Origin of the sequence: Saccharopolyspora sp. NPDC049426 (genome assembly GCF_040676935.1) — a bacterium.
Lineage (GTDB): Bacteria > Actinomycetota > Actinomycetes > Mycobacteriales > Pseudonocardiaceae > Saccharopolyspora.
On the sequence record NZ_JBFAPZ010000002.1, the window covers coordinates 345097 to 361643 of the forward strand.

20 protein-coding genes are annotated in these 16547 nt (G+C 69.9%); 12 read left to right on the top strand and 8 right to left on the bottom strand.

Going from position 1 to position 16547, the window contains the following annotated elements; genetic code table 11:
- Positions 1-2 precede the first annotated feature (2 nt).
- Both AB0J78_RS04775 and AB0J78_RS04780 read right to left on the bottom strand, forming a co-directional pair.
- A complete protein-coding gene (locus tag AB0J78_RS04775; RefSeq protein WP_363787001.1) occupies positions 3-161 on the bottom strand; it encodes a hypothetical protein in 159 nt (52 codons plus the stop codon).
- Between the two features lie 112 nt (positions 162-273).
- Positions 274-1428 (bottom strand): hypothetical protein, encoded by a 1155-nt coding sequence (locus tag AB0J78_RS04780; RefSeq protein WP_363787003.1) that lies wholly within the window; start codon positions 1426-1428, stop codon positions 274-276.
- Between the two features lie 188 nt (positions 1429-1616).
- Between AB0J78_RS04780 and AB0J78_RS04785 the strand changes: the two genes are divergently transcribed.
- Positions 1617-2414 carry a helix-turn-helix transcriptional regulator gene (locus AB0J78_RS04785; RefSeq protein WP_363787005.1) on the top strand — a complete coding sequence of 266 codons (798 nt, stop codon included), beginning with the start codon at positions 1617-1619 and terminating at the stop codon, positions 2412-2414.
- A gap of 37 nt (positions 2415-2451) precedes the next feature.
- The gene (locus AB0J78_RS04790) at positions 2452-3567 is read left to right on the top strand and encodes an exo-alpha-sialidase (protein WP_363787007.1); all 1116 of its coding nucleotides are present in this window, start codon (positions 2452-2454) and stop codon (positions 3565-3567) included.
- On the opposite strand, the gene AB0J78_RS04795 is transcribed toward AB0J78_RS04790, so the two are convergent.
- The gene (locus AB0J78_RS04795; protein WP_363787009.1) at positions 3518-4795 is read right to left on the bottom strand and encodes an RNA-guided endonuclease TnpB family protein; all 1278 of its coding nucleotides are present in this window, start codon (positions 4793-4795) and stop codon (positions 3518-3520) included. The two genes, AB0J78_RS04790 and AB0J78_RS04795, sit on opposite strands and share 50 nt — an antisense overlap.
- A gap of 114 nt (positions 4796-4909) precedes the next feature.
- Between AB0J78_RS04795 and AB0J78_RS04800 the strand changes: the two genes are divergently transcribed.
- The 3 genes from AB0J78_RS04800 to AB0J78_RS04810 all read left to right on the top strand — a co-directional run bounded on the left by AB0J78_RS04800 (position 4910) and on the right by AB0J78_RS04810 (position 7375).
- Positions 4910-5209 carry a MoaD/ThiS family protein gene (locus tag AB0J78_RS04800; protein WP_363787011.1) on the top strand — a complete coding sequence of 100 codons (300 nt, stop codon included), beginning with the start codon at positions 4910-4912 and terminating at the stop codon, positions 5207-5209.
- Positions 5210-5225: 16 nt separating this feature from the next.
- On the top strand, positions 5226-6035 hold the full coding sequence (locus AB0J78_RS04805; protein ID WP_363787013.1) for an MBL fold metallo-hydrolase: 810 nt from the start codon (positions 5226-5228) through the stop codon (positions 6033-6035).
- Between the two features lie 152 nt (positions 6036-6187).
- Entirely contained in the window at positions 6188-7375 is a 1188-nt protein-coding gene (locus AB0J78_RS04810) for an MFS transporter (protein WP_363787015.1), read from the top strand.
- 196 nt (positions 7376-7571) lie between these two features.
- Here the strand turns inward: AB0J78_RS04810 and gndA are convergent, their stop codons facing one another.
- The 3 genes from gndA to AB0J78_RS04825 are packed head-to-tail and all read right to left on the bottom strand — an operon-like array spanning position 7572 to position 11204.
- Entirely contained in the window at positions 7572-9011 is a 1440-nt protein-coding gene (gndA, locus tag AB0J78_RS04815) for an NADP-dependent phosphogluconate dehydrogenase (protein ID WP_363787017.1), read from the bottom strand.
- Positions 9012-9051: 40 nt separating this feature from the next.
- Positions 9052-10056, bottom strand: a complete 1005-nt coding sequence (locus tag AB0J78_RS04820; RefSeq protein ID WP_363787019.1) for an iron-containing redox enzyme family protein — start codon at positions 10054-10056, stop codon at positions 9052-9054.
- A complete protein-coding gene (locus AB0J78_RS04825) occupies positions 10053-11204 on the bottom strand; it encodes a glutamate--cysteine ligase (protein ID WP_363787021.1) in 1152 nt (383 codons plus the stop codon). The genes AB0J78_RS04820 and AB0J78_RS04825 overlap by 4 nt, the downstream gene beginning before the upstream one ends.
- A 121-nt stretch (positions 11205-11325) precedes the next feature.
- Between AB0J78_RS04825 and AB0J78_RS04830 the strand changes: the two genes are divergently transcribed.
- The 4 genes from AB0J78_RS04830 to AB0J78_RS04845 all read left to right on the top strand — a co-directional run bounded on the left by AB0J78_RS04830 (position 11326) and on the right by AB0J78_RS04845 (position 12867).
- Positions 11326-11979 (top strand): HemK2/MTQ2 family protein methyltransferase, encoded by a 654-nt coding sequence (locus tag AB0J78_RS04830; RefSeq protein WP_363787023.1) that lies wholly within the window; start codon positions 11326-11328, stop codon positions 11977-11979.
- Positions 11960-12181 carry a CDGSH iron-sulfur domain-containing protein gene (locus AB0J78_RS04835; RefSeq protein WP_363787025.1) on the top strand — a complete coding sequence of 74 codons (222 nt, stop codon included), beginning with the start codon at positions 11960-11962 and terminating at the stop codon, positions 12179-12181. Before AB0J78_RS04830 ends, AB0J78_RS04835 begins: the two co-directional genes overlap by 20 nt.
- A gap of 70 nt (positions 12182-12251) precedes the next feature.
- Positions 12252-12431 (top strand): CsbD family protein, encoded by a 180-nt coding sequence (locus AB0J78_RS04840; protein ID WP_363787027.1) that lies wholly within the window; start codon positions 12252-12254, stop codon positions 12429-12431.
- Positions 12432-12540: 109 nt separating this feature from the next.
- The gene (locus tag AB0J78_RS04845; RefSeq protein ID WP_363787029.1) at positions 12541-12867 is read left to right on the top strand and encodes a hypothetical protein; all 327 of its coding nucleotides are present in this window, start codon (positions 12541-12543) and stop codon (positions 12865-12867) included.
- A gap of 83 nt (positions 12868-12950) precedes the next feature.
- Here AB0J78_RS04845 and AB0J78_RS04850 read toward each other — a convergent pair whose 3' ends face one another.
- Positions 12951-13400 (bottom strand): Lrp/AsnC family transcriptional regulator, encoded by a 450-nt coding sequence (locus tag AB0J78_RS04850; RefSeq protein WP_363787031.1) that lies wholly within the window; start codon positions 13398-13400, stop codon positions 12951-12953.
- Positions 13401-13472: 72 nt separating this feature from the next.
- On the opposite strand from AB0J78_RS04850, the gene AB0J78_RS04855 reads away from it, so the two are divergent.
- Complete coding sequence (locus AB0J78_RS04855; RefSeq protein ID WP_363787033.1) at positions 13473-14192, top strand: AzlC family ABC transporter permease; 720 nt, start codon at positions 13473-13475, stop codon at positions 14190-14192.
- Complete coding sequence (locus AB0J78_RS04860) at positions 14185-14514, top strand: AzlD domain-containing protein (protein ID WP_363787035.1); 330 nt, start codon at positions 14185-14187, stop codon at positions 14512-14514. The genes AB0J78_RS04855 and AB0J78_RS04860 overlap by 8 nt, the downstream gene beginning before the upstream one ends.
- Here AB0J78_RS04860 and AB0J78_RS04865 read toward each other — a convergent pair.
- Positions 14502-15194 carry a GntR family transcriptional regulator gene (locus tag AB0J78_RS04865; protein WP_363787037.1) on the bottom strand — a complete coding sequence of 231 codons (693 nt, stop codon included), beginning with the start codon at positions 15192-15194 and terminating at the stop codon, positions 14502-14504. The two genes, AB0J78_RS04860 and AB0J78_RS04865, sit on opposite strands and share 13 nt — an antisense overlap.
- Before the next feature lie 129 nt (positions 15195-15323).
- Between AB0J78_RS04865 and AB0J78_RS04870 the strand changes: the two genes are divergently transcribed.
- Positions 15324-16544: an NRAMP family divalent metal transporter gene (locus AB0J78_RS04870; RefSeq protein ID WP_363787039.1), complete on the top strand. Its 1221-nt coding sequence runs from the start codon at positions 15324-15326 to the stop codon at positions 16542-16544.
- Positions 16545-16547 lie beyond the last annotated feature (3 nt).

Sequence of the window (16547 nt, forward strand, 5' to 3'; positions counted from 1 at the left end):
CACTAGTCGCCGCTGATGAAGAAGATCTGCCCGAACACCAGGGCCGCGGCCGTGCCGTAGATGGCGAAGTCGTAGAACTCCAGCGTGGATCCGACCCCGCTGGCCAGGCCGATCCGTCTGACACCGGCGCGCGAGGCGCCGTTCTCACTGAGCACGGGCATGGCGAGTCCTGTCGGTCGAGGAGACGGACGCGTCCGCGTTGTCGCTCAACGCTAGGGACGGCCCCGAGACGCCGCCATTGGAGATTTCCCGACCTGGGACTAGGGGAATCCCTTACTGCAGCGCCGCCGCGCGGATCGCCAGAAGCAGTGGCAGCGAGCCGGATTCCCGGAGCGGCCGCGGAAGGCTGGGCGCCTCCAGGACGTTGGTGCCCGCGCGGAGCTCGCGGCTCATCGTCGCCAGATCGATGTCGACGAAGTCGAGCTCCGAGCCGGGAATGCTGTTGCTGGACACCGAGAGGAGCGTGATGCCGAAGAACTCCGGTTTCGCACCGCGGTCCATCCAGCGCGCGAAACCCGTGAGCTCGGTTCCGGCGACGGAACCGCCGGCCAGCCCGGTCTCCTCGCGCAGTTCGCGCTCCATGCCGGTGACCAGCACCTCGGCCAGGTCGCGGCGGGGCGAGCCGTCGGCGGTGACCAGATCGCGCGGCTCCAGCGAACCGCTGCCCGAGGGATCGCCGTCGCCGACGATCAGCAGCAGTCCGTCGGTGGTGAACGCCAGCGTCGACACCCCCACGACGTCGGCCAGCTCACCGGCGTCGAGACCCCGCAACCGGCCCGAGGTGTCGGTCAGCAACCTCCGCCGCAGATCGAACTCCGCGCCGGTCTCCCGGTCGGTGATCCGCATCCCGCACAGCTCGTTGGAGCACTGGAAGTCGAAGTAGCGCGTCCGGTGCAGCCGCACCTCGGCGTCACGGCCGCCGGGCAGCGGGTCCGAACGCAGACCCACCACGGGACCGTTGAACAGCGGCCGCTCCGAGGAGCGCAGGGCCGGCAGGTGGGGCGCGGTCGCGCGCAGCTCCGGCGCCGGCCGGTACGCCTGCTCGGCGATCCGCACCCCGAAGCGGCGATCCCGGACGGCGCGGTCGATCTCGTTGCTGAGCAGCGCCGTCCCGAGACCGGGCAGGTGGCTGTAGACGGCGGCGGGGTAGGAGGCCGGAACACCGATCTCGGCGTGCGGGAACGGTTCCGCGGCGGAGGAGAACTCGTGACCCGACCAGCGGCGACGCCGCCCGCGCAGGCCACGGGTCAGCGCGATCACGCCCAGCACCAGCGCGATCAGCGCCAGCGCGACGCCCACCGCGACCGGCAGCACCACGACCGCACCGAGCAGCACTCCCAGCGCCACGAGCAGCAGCGGCCACTCGCGCACCACCAGGTACCACGCGTAATCGGACCTGGACCGGACTCGCCGCACCAGATTCCGCACGCCCACTCCCCGAACTCAAGATCAAACCCGATCACCCTAACCCAGCCGAATCTCAACCCGACGCCGAATCCGAAGTGCCGAGTCCGCGGCTCAAGATCACCGCGGCCGGTTTCGAATCCGGATTGTCGGGTGTGGGCGGTACCGTCGCGCTCATAGCTGGGGAAGGGGCCGATCGGGGGTAGTCGGAGATGCCGGATGTCGCAGTCGAGGCCGCGTGCTTCATCGCGGGTCATGCCGGGGAGCCGATCACCCTGGCCGACGTCGCCGACCACGTCGGCTACAGCCCGTTCCACCTCGCCCGCGCGTTCGAGCGCGCCCACGGCCAGCCACCCGGGAGGTTCCTGGCCGCGCACCGCTTCCAGCGGGCGAAGCGGCTGCTGCTGGAGACCGACGAACGCGTCAGCGACATCTGCTGCGAGGTCGGCTTCAGCTCGGTGGGAACGTTCACCCGCCGCTTCACCGCCGAGATCGGCCTGTCCCCGGTGAGCTTCCGCAGACTGCCCGACCTGCTCAGCGACGCCCCTCCGCGCCCGGTGCTGGTACCCGGTGACGACGACTCGGGCGGCCTCGTCACCGGCCAGGTCCACCTCGCCACCGCGGCGCGCATCGCGCTCGGCGGCGCCGCCGCCATCTACGTGGGCCTGTTCGCGCGGCGAATCCCGCGCGGCGTTCCGATCGTCGGGGCGCTGCTGGACGAGCGGGGGCGCTTCGCGCTCACCGGGATCCCGCGGGGGACCTACTGGGTGCTGGCGACCGCCTTCTCCGCTCGGGCCGACCACGCTCAGCAGCTGGTCCCGGGCTGGAACGTCGTCGGCGCCTCGCCCGCACCGCTGGTCATCGGGCCCGCCCGGCTTCCCGAGCACCGCGAGATCACCCTGCAGGTCGTGCCGCCGTGGTCGGCCCCGGTGCTGGTGGCGTTGCCGCCGCTGGCCGCCCCGATTGCGCAAGATCGGAGAAGACAAGCCTTCGCAGCGGGCCTACCTTGAGCTTGATACCAGCCGTGACCAGCGCAGGGAGCCACTCATGAGTCGTGTCCGAGTCCTCGTCGGCACCCGCAAGGGAGCTTTCATCCTCACCGCCGACGGCAAGCGCGAGTCGTGGGAAGTCGACGGCCCGCACTTCGGCGGCTGGGAGCTCTACCACCTCAAAGCCTCCAAGGTCGATCCCGACCGCCTGTTCGCCTCCCAGTCCATGGGCTGGTTCGGGCAGCAGATCCAGCGCTCCGACGACGGCGGCCGGAGCTGGCAGCCGGTCGACAACCACTTCTCCTACGACGGAACGCCTGGCACGCACCTCTGGTACGACGGGACGCCGAGACCGTGGGAGTTCACCCGGGTGTGGCACCTGGAACCCTCGGCCACCGACCCGGACACCCTCTACGCGGGCGTCGAGGACGCGGCGCTGTTCCGCACCACCGACGCCGGCCGCAGCTGGCACGAGCTGCCCGCGCTGCGCGAGCACGAATCGGCGCCGAACTGGCAGCCGGGCGCGGGCGGCATGTGCCTGCACACGATCATCCAGGCACCGAACAACCCCGACCGCTTCTACATCGCGATCTCGGCGGCGGGCGCGTTCCGCACCGACGACGGCGGCAAGTCCTGGCGGCCGATCAACAAGGGCCTGAACTCCGGCCAGATCCCGGACCCGGACGCCGACGTCGGCCACTGCGTGCATCGCCTCGCCATGCACCGCGACCGTCCGGACGTGCTGTTCATGCAGAAGCACTGGGACGTGATGCGCAGCGACGACGCGGGCGAGTCCTGGTACGAGATCAGCGGCGACCTGCCCAGCGACTTCGGGTTCCCGATCGACGTGCACGCCCACGAGCCCGACACCGTCTACGTGGTGCCGATCCTCAGCGACGAGCAGCACTTCCCGCCGGAGGGCAAGCTGCGCGTGTACCGCAGCCGGGCTGGCGGCAACGAGTGGGAACCGCTGACCAACGGCCTCCCGCAGGAGAACTGCTACGTCAACGTCCTGCGCGACGCCATGGCCGTCGACGAGCTGGACGACTGCGGGATCTACTTCGGCACCACCGGCGGCGACGTCTACGTCTCGCCCGACTCCGGCGACACGTGGCGGCCCATCGTCAACAACCTGCCCTCGGTCCTGTCGGTGGAGGTGCAAACGCTCCCTTGACCACTCCCCGCCCCAACGGACGGGAATCCTCCTGGCTCGCGCCGGGAAGTTCCTGATTCACCGCCGGTCGCCCCATCCGGGAGGTTTCCCGTTGAGGTCTTACACCCGCTCCACAGGCCGACACCGCCAGCCCGGCGGCCAAAATGTTCCGTGCGGCGTTGATGTCCCGGTCGTGCCGTACCTCGCAGACGCCACAACTCCATTCCCGCACGCGCAGCGGCAACGAATCAGTGAGTGCACCGCAGTTCGAGCACGTCTTGGACGAGGGGAACCAGCGGTTGATCACGATCAGCTCTCGCCCATACCAGGCGCACTTGTATTCCAGCATCGAGCGCAGCTCGGCCCACGACGCATCACCGATGACACGGGACAAACGGCGGTTCTTCATCATGTTGCAAACGGAGAGGTCTTCGATCACGACCGTTTGGTTGTCACGGACGAGCCGAGTGGTGACCTTGTGCAGGTTGTCGCGACGCCGGTCGGAGATCCGGGCATGGATTCGGGCGACCTTGAGGCGAGCCTTGTCGCGGTTGTTCGACCCCTTCACCTTGCGGGCGAGCTCCCGCTGCGCCTTCTCCAGCCGTTTGCTTTCGCGGACGGAGTGCTTCGGGTTGCTGATCTTCTCACCCGTCGAAAGGGTGAGAAGCGAACTGATTCCCGCGTCCATACCGACTACGCCGGTGGTGGGCTCGTGGCTGCCGACCAACGTCTCTACCTGAATCGAAACAAACCAGCGGTCGGCCGAGTCGCGCGTCACCGTGACCGTCGACGGTTCAGCGCACTTCGGCAGGGATCGAGACCACACGATGTTCAACGGCTCGGGCACCTTCGCCAGCGTAAGTTGACCATCGCGGTATTTGAACGCCGACTTGGTGTATTCCGCCGAGCCGCGGGATCGTTTACGGGATTTGAAACGCGGGTACTTCGCACGCTTGTTGAAGAAGGCAGTGAATGCGCACTGCAAATGCCTGAGCGCTTGTTGCAACGGTACGCTCGACACCTGGGCCAAGAACGCCAACTCCTCGGACTTCTTCCACGCCGTGAGCAAAGTCGAAGTCTCGTTGTAGGTCACCCTGCGTTGCTCCTGGGCCCACGCGCGGGTCCTGGCGTCCAGAGCGAGGTTGTAGACCTTCCGGACACACCCGAATGTGCGCAGCAATTCCTTCTTCTGCGCTTCGGTTGGGTAGAAGCGGTATTTGAAAGCCCGCTTCACCTCCGTTTCGCCCATGATCAGAAGTTAGCAACTGCCAGTTCTGGGGTTGATCTCGGGTTTGGAAAAGACACCCGGGTTCCCCCCCACCCCGAGTCTTACAGGCCGAAGTGCCTGCCGATTGGAGACGCCATGATCCGCATCCTGCTTCCCGCGCACCTGCGCACGCTGGCGAAGATCCCCGAGCACGAGGTGGCCGTCGAGGTCGACGGCATCCCGACGCAGCGGCTCGTCCTCGACGCACTGGAGGCCCGCTACCCGGCGCTGCGCGGCACGGTCCGCGATCACGACACCAAGAAGAGGCGTGCGTTCATCAGGTTCTTCGCCTGCGAGCAGGACCTGTCCAACGAGCCGCTCGACGACCCGTTGCCCGAAGAGGTCGCGCTCGGCAAGGAGCCCTACATGATCATCGGAGCGATGGCCGGCGGCTGATCGCTAGGGTGGTGGAATGCTCGTTCATCACCTGGATTGCGGCCCGATGCGGCCCTTCGGCGGACGGTTGATCGATGGCGAGGGCTCGGTGCTGCGCCGGGCGCGGATGGTGTGCCACTGCCTGCTGATCGAGACCGACAGCGGATTGGTGCTGGTCGACAGCGGTTTCGGTACCGAGGACTCCGCCCCGGCGCGAACCTCGCTGCCGAAGGCGTTCCGGTTGATGATGAACCCGCAGCTGGATCCGACGACGACCGCTGTCGCGCAGGTGCGGCGGCTCGGTTTCGACCCGGCCGACGTGCGGCACGTCGTGCTTACCCACCTCGACCTCGACCACGCGGGCGGCCTGCGGGACTTCCCGCAGGCGAAGGTGCACGTCCACGGCCCCGAACTGCGCGCGGCCACCGGCAGTTCGGACACGCGCTACCGCAAGGCGCAGTGGGCGCACGGACCCGACTGGGTCGTCCACGAGGACCGGTCGGGACAGCACTGGTTCGGGTTCGAGGCCGTTCGCGAGCTCGACGGGCTGCCCGAGGAGATCCTGCTCGTCCCGCTCGGCGGCCACAGCACCGGTCACGTCGGGGTCGCCGTGAACGCGGGCGCGCGGTGGTTGCTGCACGCGGGCGACGCGTACTTCTGGCAAGGGGAGATGTCACAGCCTCCGGACTGCCCACCCGCTCTGCGCGCGTTCCAGCGGTTGATGGCGGTGGACAACCGCGCGCGGCTGAACAACCAAAGCCGCCTCCGCGACCTCGCGGGCGAGATCGACGTCATCTCCGCCCACGACCCCGTCGGCTTCGACGGCCACGTGCGCGGTGCGAGCTGACGCTCCGGCTCTTCTCGACGGAACCGGGACGGCGGCTGGTGCGGATCGGTGAACGCGGCCGTGGGGCGGCCTGATTTCCCGGAATTGGTTTGACCGCTCGACGGCGGCGCCCGCAGACTGGTGCGCGGTCTGGATCGATGCTGGGGGTTGTGGTGGCGGTCGAAACGCGCGCCGATTCCGGTGTGCTGCGTGCTCGCAACGCTGTTGCGGTGGTGTTCGCGGTCAACGGGTTCTCGATGGCCAGCTGGATGTCGCGGCTCCCGGAGGCGCGCGACGCGCTGTCGGTGTCGCCGGGGGAGCTGGGCAGGTTGCTGCTGGCGATCTCCGTCGGTTCGATCCTCGCGCTGCCGCTGGCGGGTGCCCTGGTACACCGCTTCGGTGCCCGCGTGGCCATCACCGGCGCCGCCGTGCTCGACGCCGTCGGCGTAGCGCTGGCGGGCACCGGTGCCGGTGTGTTCGGCGACGTCTGGGTCACCGCTGCGGGCCTGTTCGCGTTCGGCCTGGGCACCGGCGTGTGGGACGTGGCGATGAACATCGACGGTGCTGCGGTGGAACGCCGGCTCGGGCGCACCATCATGCCGCGCTTCCACGCGGGTTTCAGCCTCGGCACGGTCATCGGAGCCGGGGTGGGGGCGGCCTGCGCGGGGCTGGGCGTGCCGATCGTGGTGCACCTGGTCGGTGCGGCGATCCTGGTCGCGGTGGTCCCGGCTTTCGCGTCGCCGTCACTGCTGCCCGCGCACGACGAGGAGAAGGAGTCGCCCGGCGGCGGACTCGTCCGCGCCTGGGCCGAACCGCGAACCCTGCTGGTGGGGTTGATGGTCCTGGCGATGGCGCTGACCGAGGGCACCGCCAACGACTGGCTGGGCGTGGCCCTGGTCGACGGCTACGACCTCCCGCCGTGGCTCGGCGCGGTCGGTTTCGCGGTGTTCCTCAGCGCCATGACCGCCGGCCGCGTGGTCGGCACGATCCTGCTCGACCGCTTCGGCCGCACGAAGGTCCTCTGGGCCACCATGGGCACCGCAGGGATCGGCGTGCTGCTGGTGGTCTTCGGAACCTGGCTCCCGCTGGTGTTCTTGGGCGCCGCGACCTGGGGAATCGGTGCGTCCCTGGGATTTCCGGTGGGGATGAGCGCGGCCGCCGACGATCCGGTCCGCGCGGCGGCGCGCGTCAGCGTCGTCTCCACCATCGGCTACACGGCGTTCCTCGCGGGCCCGCCGCTCCTCGGCTACCTCGCCGACCACGTCGGCACGCTGCACGCCCTGCTGCTGGTGGCGGCCCTGCTGGTCCCGTCCGCCCTGGCCGTTCCGGCCGCGAGGCCGCCGGCGCACGAGCCGGGCTAGGCCGGTACGGGAATTGCCTTGTGCAGCGGGGGCGGGGAGCAGAATCTGAGCGGTTCCGTGGACTCCGTGCGCCACTCCTGATGTGTTCCGCTTACTCAGGGGGTGGACATTGGCGTCGCGGCGTCCTCGCCACGAAACCGCTCAGAACCTGCGGCGGTGCAGGTTGCGTCCCACACCTGAAGCAGTCGAACAGCCTCTAGCTTTCGACCTCGGAGCGGTCGCCGCCCCACAGGGTGTGGAAGGTGCCTTCCCGGTCGGTGCGGCGGTAGGTGTGGGCGCCGAAGAAGTCCCGCTGTCCCTGCGTGAGAGCGGCCGGGAGGCGTTCAGCGCGCAGCGCGTCGTAGTAGGCGAGGGCCGCGGCGAAACCCGGTGTGGGGACGCCCTGTTCGGTGGCGGCGACGAGCACCGCGCGCCAATCGTCCTGGGCCTCGGCGATCTCCTCGGCGAACTCGTCGTCGGAGAGCAGGCTCGGCAGATCGGGTCGGTTGTCGTGAGCCGCGCGGATGCGGTCCAGGAACGCCGCGCGGATGATGCACCCACCGCGCCAGATCGCGGCGATGGCACCGAGATCCAGCCGCCAACCGTACTCGGCGCTGCCCGCGGCGATCTCGTGGAACCCCTGCGTGTAGGACACGATCTTCGACGCGTACAGCGCCTGCTCGACCTTGTCGGCGAACACCGCCGCCTCGGCGTCCCCGAGCGGTCGCGGAGCGGGCCCCGCCAAGCCGCGTGACGCCTTCCGCAGCGCGGTGTGCCCGGAAAGCGAGCGGGCGAACACCGCTTCGGCGATGCCCGAGACCGGAACGCCCAGTTCCAGCGCCAGTTGCACCGTCCAGCGGCCGGTTCCCTTCTGCTCGGCCTGATCGGCGACCACGTCGACGAACGGTTGCGCCGTCGCAGCGTCCACGTGGGACAGGACTTCGGCGGTGATCTCGATCAGGTAGGAGTCCAGCCTGCCGGTGTTCCACGCGCGGAAGATCCCGGCGATCTCCTTCGGCGGATAACCGGCGACGTCCCGCAGCAGCTGGTACGCCTCGCCGATGAGCTGCATGTCGGCGTACTCGATGCCGTTGTGCACCATCTTCACGAAGTGCCCGGCCCCGTCCGCGCCCACGTGCGTGACGCACGGTGCGCCGTCGGCGGCCTTGGCGGCGATCTTCTCCAGCATCGGGCCGAGCGAGGCGTAGGACTCCGCCGAACCACCGGGCATGATGCTCGGACCGTGCAGCGCGCCTTCCTCCCCACCGGAGATGCCGGTGCCGACGAAGTGGATGCCCTGCTCGCGCAGCTCCTGCTCGCGGCGGCGGGTGTCGGCGAAGTGCGCGTTGCCGCCGTCGATGATCACGTCTCCGGTGTCCAGCAGGGGCGCGAACTCGCGGATCACCGCGTCGGTGGGGTCACCGGCCTTGACCATGATGACCAGTCGTCGGGGCCGTTCGAGCGCCGCCACGAAGTCCTCGGCGGATTCTGCCGGAACGAACGTGCCCTCGTGCCCGAACTCGTCGACGAGCTCGCGGGTTCTGGCGGGGGTGCGGTTGTGCAGGGCGACGGCGTAGCCGTTGCGCGCGAAGTTGCGCGCCAGGTTGCGGCCCATGACCGCCAGTCCGCTGACTCCGATCTGCGCTGTTGTGCTCATTCGCGTGACTCCCGTGGTGACGTCGGTTCTCGGGCGGGGCTCAGCTGGTCGCGGCGGGTTCCGGCACGTCGAGCGGTCGCAGCAGCGAGGTCTCGTCGCGGCCCCAAGCGCCCAGCAGGTGGTCGGCGAGCCTGCCCTCCAGGAGTTCGGTGGCCCGGACGCCGAAGACGACGTCCTCGGCCAGGCGCGGTTCCCGATCGAGCAGGTCGCCGATCACGTCGCGGCGCATGATCTGCTCGTGCACCGCGTCGGCCTCGACGTGCTCGGTGAAGAAGTGGACGCACTCCGGCGCCGCCCCGAGCCTGTCCAGGGCTTCGGCGAGGCGTTGCGCGCTGGGTGCCGTGGTGATCTCGGCGGCGGCGAAGTGCCCGACGAGCGCACCGCGCAGTCCCCGGTGCAGGCCCAGCAGCGACATCAGGTTGACGATGGCGATCTGCGGCGCGGGCACCACGTCCAGGTAGTGCAGGTGGTCGGCGGACAGCCCGGCGCCGGTCAGCAGGTCCGCGAAGAGCTGGGAGTGGACCCGTTCACCGCGCCCGCCGCCGAACTCGTCGAACTCGACCGCCACCAGCGACGCCTTCGCCTGGCCCTGGAGGCGCGGGATGACCCACGCGTGCGGATCGGCCTCCTTGAGGTGGTAGATCGAGCGGTGCGCGAAGTACTCCCGCACCTGCCACCACTGCCCGCGGTCGCGCAGGTGGTGCGAGACGCCGTTGCCGGGCACGGGTTCCACCAGCAGCTCGTCGAGCACGGCCGTGACGTCGTCGGAGCTATCGGTGCCGGCGCGCAGCGCGTGCAGGAAGACGCGTTCGAGCTCGCCGCGCAGGGCCAGCAGCCCCGGGTCCCACTCCCACTCCGGCGAGACGTCGTCGAACCCGCGGTAGTGCAGCTCGTAGCAGGTGTGCAGGGCGATCGCGAGGTCTTGGCCCCAGGGGTCGCAGTCGTGCGCCAGCTCCGGGGGTGGCGCGGGGGCCGGGGGTTCCCGGCGGAGCGTGGCGGTGACCGCGGCGGACAGCGGGCCGCGCGGTTCCGGCAGGCTGGTCATCGCACCCCTCTCTCGTCGCGGGTGACTTGGAGTGCTCCGAGCAGCGCCCGATCACCTCGGGCGGCCGCGGTGCGCTGCCTGCGGGCACCGGTCCCGCAGTGCAGCAGTCCGGCGATGAGCTTGCGGACCGTCGCCAGATCGCGGGTCTCCTCGAGTTCGGCCGTGGCCCACCGGATCATGCGGTGCACGAGTTCGGCGGACCGCACGCGACGCCGCTCCACCAGGTCGATGCCGGGCCCGTCGAGTCCGTGGCGGGCTGCGGTCCACACGGCGGCCTGTTCGAGTCGCGGATCGAACTCCGGTGCCTCGCGGCCGGCGTCGAGCTCGCGCTGCGCGGTGCGCACCAGGGCCCTGGTCACCACGGCCTGCAGCAGCGCCTCACCCACGGTGGTGGCCGCGTCCGCGACGCGCAGCTCGACCGTCGGCAGGTGCGGTGACGGCCGCGCCAGCCAGAACGACATGGCCGCGTCGACGAGCACTCCGCACTCGATCAGCCGCGCGACGTGCTCGTCGTGCTCGGCCGCCGAGCGGAACCGCGGCGGGATTCCCGAGCCGGGGAACCGGCTTTGCTGCACCGCGCGCCAGCTGTCGTGGCCGGTGTCGGTGCCGAGGTGGAACGGCGAGTTCGTCGACATCGCCAGCAGCGAGGGCAGCCAGGGGCGCAGGTGGTTGATCACGGCCACGGCCTGTTCCCGGTCGGGCACGCCGACGTGCACGTGGCAGCCGCAGGCCTGGTAGTCGGTGACGACGGCGCGGTAGGTCTCGGCGATCCGGGTGAAGTGCTTGCCGGGTGAAATCGCGCCGGGTTCGCCCTGGAACGGCGGTGTCCCGGACGAGATCAGCGCCAGCCCTTCCGCCTGCGCCGCCCGGCTCATCCGCTCGCGGGCTGAGCGCAGCTGCGCGCTCAGCTGCGCCGAGGAGGTGCACACGCCGGTGGCGGCCTCGGTCTGGCTGGTCATCAGTTCGGAGTGGAAGCTGTGCTGCGGATCGACATCTGCCACTCCGGCCAGGACCGCCGGACCCCGTCCAGACGAAGCACCGGTCTCCGGGGCCACCACGAGGAACTCCTCTTCGACACCGAGCGTGCGGGAGGGTTCGGTGGCATGTTCGACCGCCGGCTCGGCGTTCTCGACCGCGGGAGTGTTCACCGGCGAGCTCCTCCCCGTGCCTGCGATCCGGGCTGCATGGCGTTGCTTTCCCTGGTGAGGGCGTGGGCAAACCTCCGAGCTCGTGGTTTGCGGCTCGGGCGGGGGCGGAAACCTGTTGGCCATGAGATTGCTGAGGACCTCGGCTGTTTACCGGCCGCAGGGCGACACCTGGCTGCTGGCGCGGGCATTGGGTGACGCCGGGATCGAGCCGGGCAGCAGGGTGCTCGACGTGGGCACCGGGACCGGTGCTCTGGCGCTGGCAGCGGCGCGCACCGGCGCTCGCGAGGTGACGGCCGTGGACATCTCGATCGCGGCGGTCGCGGTGGCGGGCCTCAACGCCTGGCTGCGCGGCTTGCCGGTGCGCGCGGAGCGGGGCGATGCGCTGGCGCGCGACTACGCCGATCCGTTCGACGTGGTGCTGGCCAACCCGCCCTACGTCCCCGCGCAGGGTTCCGGCCCACCGCGGGGCGCCGCGCGGGCTTGGGACGCCGGGTACGACGGCCGCGCGGTCATCGACCGGCTGTGCGTTCGCGCGCCCGAGCTCCTGGGCGGTGGCGGGACGCTGCTGCTGGTGCAGTCCGACGTGGCCGGCGTGGAAGCGACGCTCGCGCGGCTGCGCGCCGGGGGTTTGAAAGCGGCCGTGGTGGACCGCCAAGCGCAGGCGTTCGGTCCGGTTCTCGACGAGCGCGCGGCCGTGCTGGAGGAGCGCGGGCTGATCCGGCGCGGACAGCGCTGCGAGGAACTGGTGGTGATCCGTGCGGACCGGCCCCGCTGATCCCGACCGCAGGCGGGTCACCGTCGTCCCCGGCGGGCCGGTCCTCGTCGAAGGCCCGGTCCGGCTGGTGCTGGAGGACGGGACCACAGTGGATTCCGACCGGTTCGTGATCGCCGTCTGCGCGTGCCGCCGCAGTCAGAACTACCCCTTCTGCGACACCAGCCACCGCCGCAAGGTGCGCGAGGGGCGACCGCCGCGTTGAACCACTGGGCGTTTCGCGAGCGGGGCTTCCGGGTAGCCCGTTGTCTCCCGAGGATGAGGAGGGTGTTCAGATGTCTGCGATGGACAAGGCCCGCCACAAGGTGGAGGAGGCCGTGGGCAAGGCCAAGGAGAAGCTCGGCAGTGCCACGGGCGATCGCAGTACCGAGGCCGAGGGCAAGACCGAGCAGACCAAGGGCAACCTCAAGCAGGCCGGTGAGAACGCGAAGGACGCCTTCCGCAAGGACGGGTGAATCCCAACGCCGGTCCGCGAAGTCCGCGCGACTCAACCGGTTTCCCCTCGGCGGGGGCTGATGGCGAGCCCCCGCCGAGTCACGCCCGAAATCTCCCGAGGAGGCTCCGATGCAGGAGCAGGACTTTCCGCTGCCGGACTACGACCAGCTGTCGACGGGGTCGTTGCAGCACATGATCCGTTCGCTCGGTCAGGACGAGCTGGCGCGCGTGCTGGAGTACGAGCAGGAGCACAACGACCGCCCGCAGGTCGTGGAGATGATGCGGCAGCGGCTCGACGAGCTCCGCAGCGGTGCGCAACCCGCGGCGGGGGAGCATCGCGCTGAACCGGCCGAGGCGCAGAACTCCGCGAAGGGTTCGCCGGTGACTCCGGCCGGGGCTCCGGAACCACTGCACCCGCTGCGGCACGGCAACCACGACCGTCCCGGCTCCACGTAGGCCGAGAGGATCCGCCGTTGACCGCGCGGGTTCGGCTGGCCGAGGCGCCGGGCCCGCGCCTGACCCCGGATGCCCGCCGGAGGTCAGTCGCTCGTCTTGAGCTTCTTCATGATCATGTGGGAATCGACCCTGGCCACCGCGCGCAGCGCCATGAGCTTGGTCGTGAGGAAGGTTTCGAAGGTCGCGGAGTCCTCCACGGCCACGCGGATGAGGTAGTCGGGGCGGCCGAAGAGGCGGTGGACCTCGACCACCTCGTCGTAGGCGGTGATGGCGCCTTCCAGCTCCTCGACGGTCTGCAGGTCGTTGATGCTGATCTCGACCGAGACCATGACCTCGAAGCCGCGGCCGGTGGCGGCCGGGTCGATGCGGGCGCGGTAACCGGTGATGATCCCCTCGGACTCCAGGCGCTTGACCCTGCGCAGGCACGGGGCGGGCGTGAGGCCGACCCGCTGGGCGAGCTCGACGTTGGTCAACCTGCCGTCCTGGCTCAGATGAGACAATATTGCGCGATCTAGGGCATCTATCGACATCATGTTGCTCTCAGGGTCGGAAACGAGGAACGCAGGGCAACCACATTACTTCGTTCTCCACCTAAAATTGCAGCCATGCCTGCCGTTCTGGTCGCTGAGACCGCTTCCTCCCCGCGCGCCGACCTGCGGGGTGCCCTGCGCGATTCGAGCTCCGTGGGGCTCGCGATGATCCCGCTGGGCATGGCGTTCGGACTGCTCGTGGCGCACGCCGGTCTGACCTGGTGGTGGGCGACGGCGTTCGCCGCCCTGATCTACGCGGGCTCGCTGGAGTTCCTGCTCATCGGCCTCGTCGTGGCCGCAGCGCCGCTGGCGCACGTCGCGGTGACGGCGCTGCTGGTCAACTTCCGGCACGTCTTCTACGCGCTGTCGTTCCCGCTGCACCGGGTCCGCAGCCGAATCGGCAAGGCGTACAGCGCTTTCGCGCTCACCGACGAGGCGTACGCGCTGTCGACCGGACCCGCGGCGCAGGAGTGGAGCGGCAGGCGGATCGTGTGGTTGCAGGTGCTGCTGCACCTCTACTGGGTCTCGGGCGCGACGCTGGGCGCGCTGTTCGGGGCGCTGGTGCCGTTCCGGCTCGACGGTCTCGACTTCGCGCTCACCGCGCTGTTCGTCGTGCTGGCCATCGACGCCTACCGGGCGCGTCGCAGCGTTCCCGTTCCGGCGCTGGCGATGATCTGCGCGCCGGTGAGCGCGCTGCTGTTCCCCGAGCAGATGCTGCTGGTCTCCTTAGGACTGTTCACCGCCTGCCTGCTGGCGAGCCGAATCCTGTTGCGGAAGAAGGACGTCGATGCCTGACCCGATCCACATCGCCGGAGCGGTGGCCGTGTCCGCCGCCGTCACCTGGGCGTTGCGGGCGTTGCCGTTCGCCGCGCTCGCACCGCTGCGCAGCAGCGCGACCGTGAACTTCCTCGGCGCGCGGATGCCGGTCGGCGTCATGGTGATCCTCGCCGTCTACACGCTGCACGACACCCGGGCCACCGCGTACGCGCCGACCGCGCTGTCGCTGGCCGCGACGATCGGGTTGCACCTGTGGAAGCGCAACCCGGTGCTGAGCATCCTCGGCGGGACCGCCGTCCACGTGCTGCTGACCAGCGTGGTCTTCGCTCAGTCCTGGTAGGTGCGGTAGGCGGCGACGAGCTGGGTCTCGGCGGCGTCGAAGTAGGCGTCGAGCTTCTCCGCCGCCGCCTCCCTGTCTCCCGCGGTGAGCAGGTCGGCGATCTCCCGGTTGAACCCCAGGTAGGGCTTGTGGAACTCCTCCGGGCGCGACATGACGTGGAAGGCCAGGCGCAGCTCGGCCAGCAGCTGGCGCATCGTGTCGTTGACCCGGGGGCTGCCCGCCAGGGCCGCCAGCGCCTCGTGGAAGCGCATGTTCGCCGTGCCCACGTCCCACCAGCGCTCCTCGGCCGCCGCGCGCTCGCCGTCGCTGACCGTGCTGTCGACCGCCGAGACCAGGTCGGGGTTCTCGCCGCGGCGCACGGCGCTGGTCTCCAGCAGGCGACGGATCCGGTAGAGGTCGATGACGTCCTCGGCGGAGAGCACCCGGACGAACACGCCGCGGTGGAACTCGTGCACCAGCAGCCGTTCGTGCACCAGCAGCCGGAAGGCCTCGCGCAGCGTGTTGCGGGAGACCGCGAGGGCCTTGCCCGCGCTCTCCTCGGACAGCCGGGTGCCGGGGGCCAGGGCGCCGTCGATGATCCGCTGCCGCAGCACGTCGGCCACCCGCTCGGCGGTGCTGGTGCGGTCGAGCAGGGCCCGGTCGGCCGCCAGCAGGTCAGCCCACGGATCGGTCGCGGTCAAGCCGGCTCTCCTGTGCAGTAGGTGCAGGTGATCAACAGTTTAACGGGAAAGTTCCAAACGGGGTATTGCGGGATTGTTGAACAATTCTCTATGTTGTTCCGAACCACAGCCACGCGGGATCGGAGTGCCATGACCGAGACGAGCACACCCCGGCAGAACGGATCGAAGGGGAAGCGCAGCACGCTGCTCGGCGCGGTGTTCCTGATGGCCACCAGCGCCATCGGGCCCGGGTTCATCACCCAGACGACCCAGTTCACCATCCAGCTCGGGGCCGCCTTCGCCTTCGCGATCCTGGTGTCGATCCTGGTCGACATCGCCGTCCAGCTGAACGTCTGGCGGGTCATCGGCGTCTCCGGCATGCGCGCCCAGGACCTGGGCAACAAGGTGCTGCCCGGCCTCGGCTACGTGATGGCCGCGCTGGTGGTCTTCGGCGGGCTCATCTTCAACGTCGGCAACATCGCAGGCACCTCGCTGGGTCTGGACGCGCTGTTCGGGCTCGACGCCAAGATCGGTGGCACGCTGTCCGCGGTGATCGCGATCGGCATCTTCCTCAGCAAGCGCGCGGGTGTGGCGATGGACCGCATCGTCGTGGTGCTGGGGATCGTGATGATCGCGCTGACCGCCTTCGTCGCTTTCTCCTCCGCACCTCCCGTCGGCCAGGCGCTGGTGCAGGCCGTGTGGCCGAGCGAGGTCGACTTCCTGGCCATCACCACGCTCATCGGCGGCACCGTCGGCGGCTACATCACCTACGCCGGGGCGCACCGGCTGGTCGACGCCGGGGTGACCGGACCGGACCAGATCGCCGACGTCAGCCGCAGCTCCGTGGTGTCGCTGCTGGTCACCGGCGTGATGCGGCTGGTGCTGTTCCTCGCGGTGTTCGGCGTGGTCGCCGGTGGCGTCGCGCTCAGCTCGGCCAACCCGACCGCCGAGGCGTTCCAGCACGCGGCCGGTGAGGTCGGGCTGCGGCTGTTCGGCATGATCCTCTGGGCGGCCAGCATCACCTCGGTCGTCGGCGCCGCCTACACCTCGGTGTCGTTCCTGGTCACCTTCTCCCGCTCGCTGGAGAAGGCCCGCAACTGGCTGGTCGTGGCGTTCGTGGCGATCTCGACGCTGGTGTTCGTGCTGCTGGACCAGGCGCCCACCACACTGCTGGTGCTGGCCGGTGCGCTCAACGGGCTGATCCTGCCGGTGGGCTTCGGCGTGCTGATGTTCGTGGCGGCCCGGCGCGGCGACCTGCTCGGCGGTTACCGCTACCCGCGCTGGCTGCTGGTGATCGGAGCGGTCGCCTGGCTGCTGACGGTCTACCTGGGCGTCAACTCGGTCGGCGGCATCGCGGCGCTGTGGAAGTGAGGA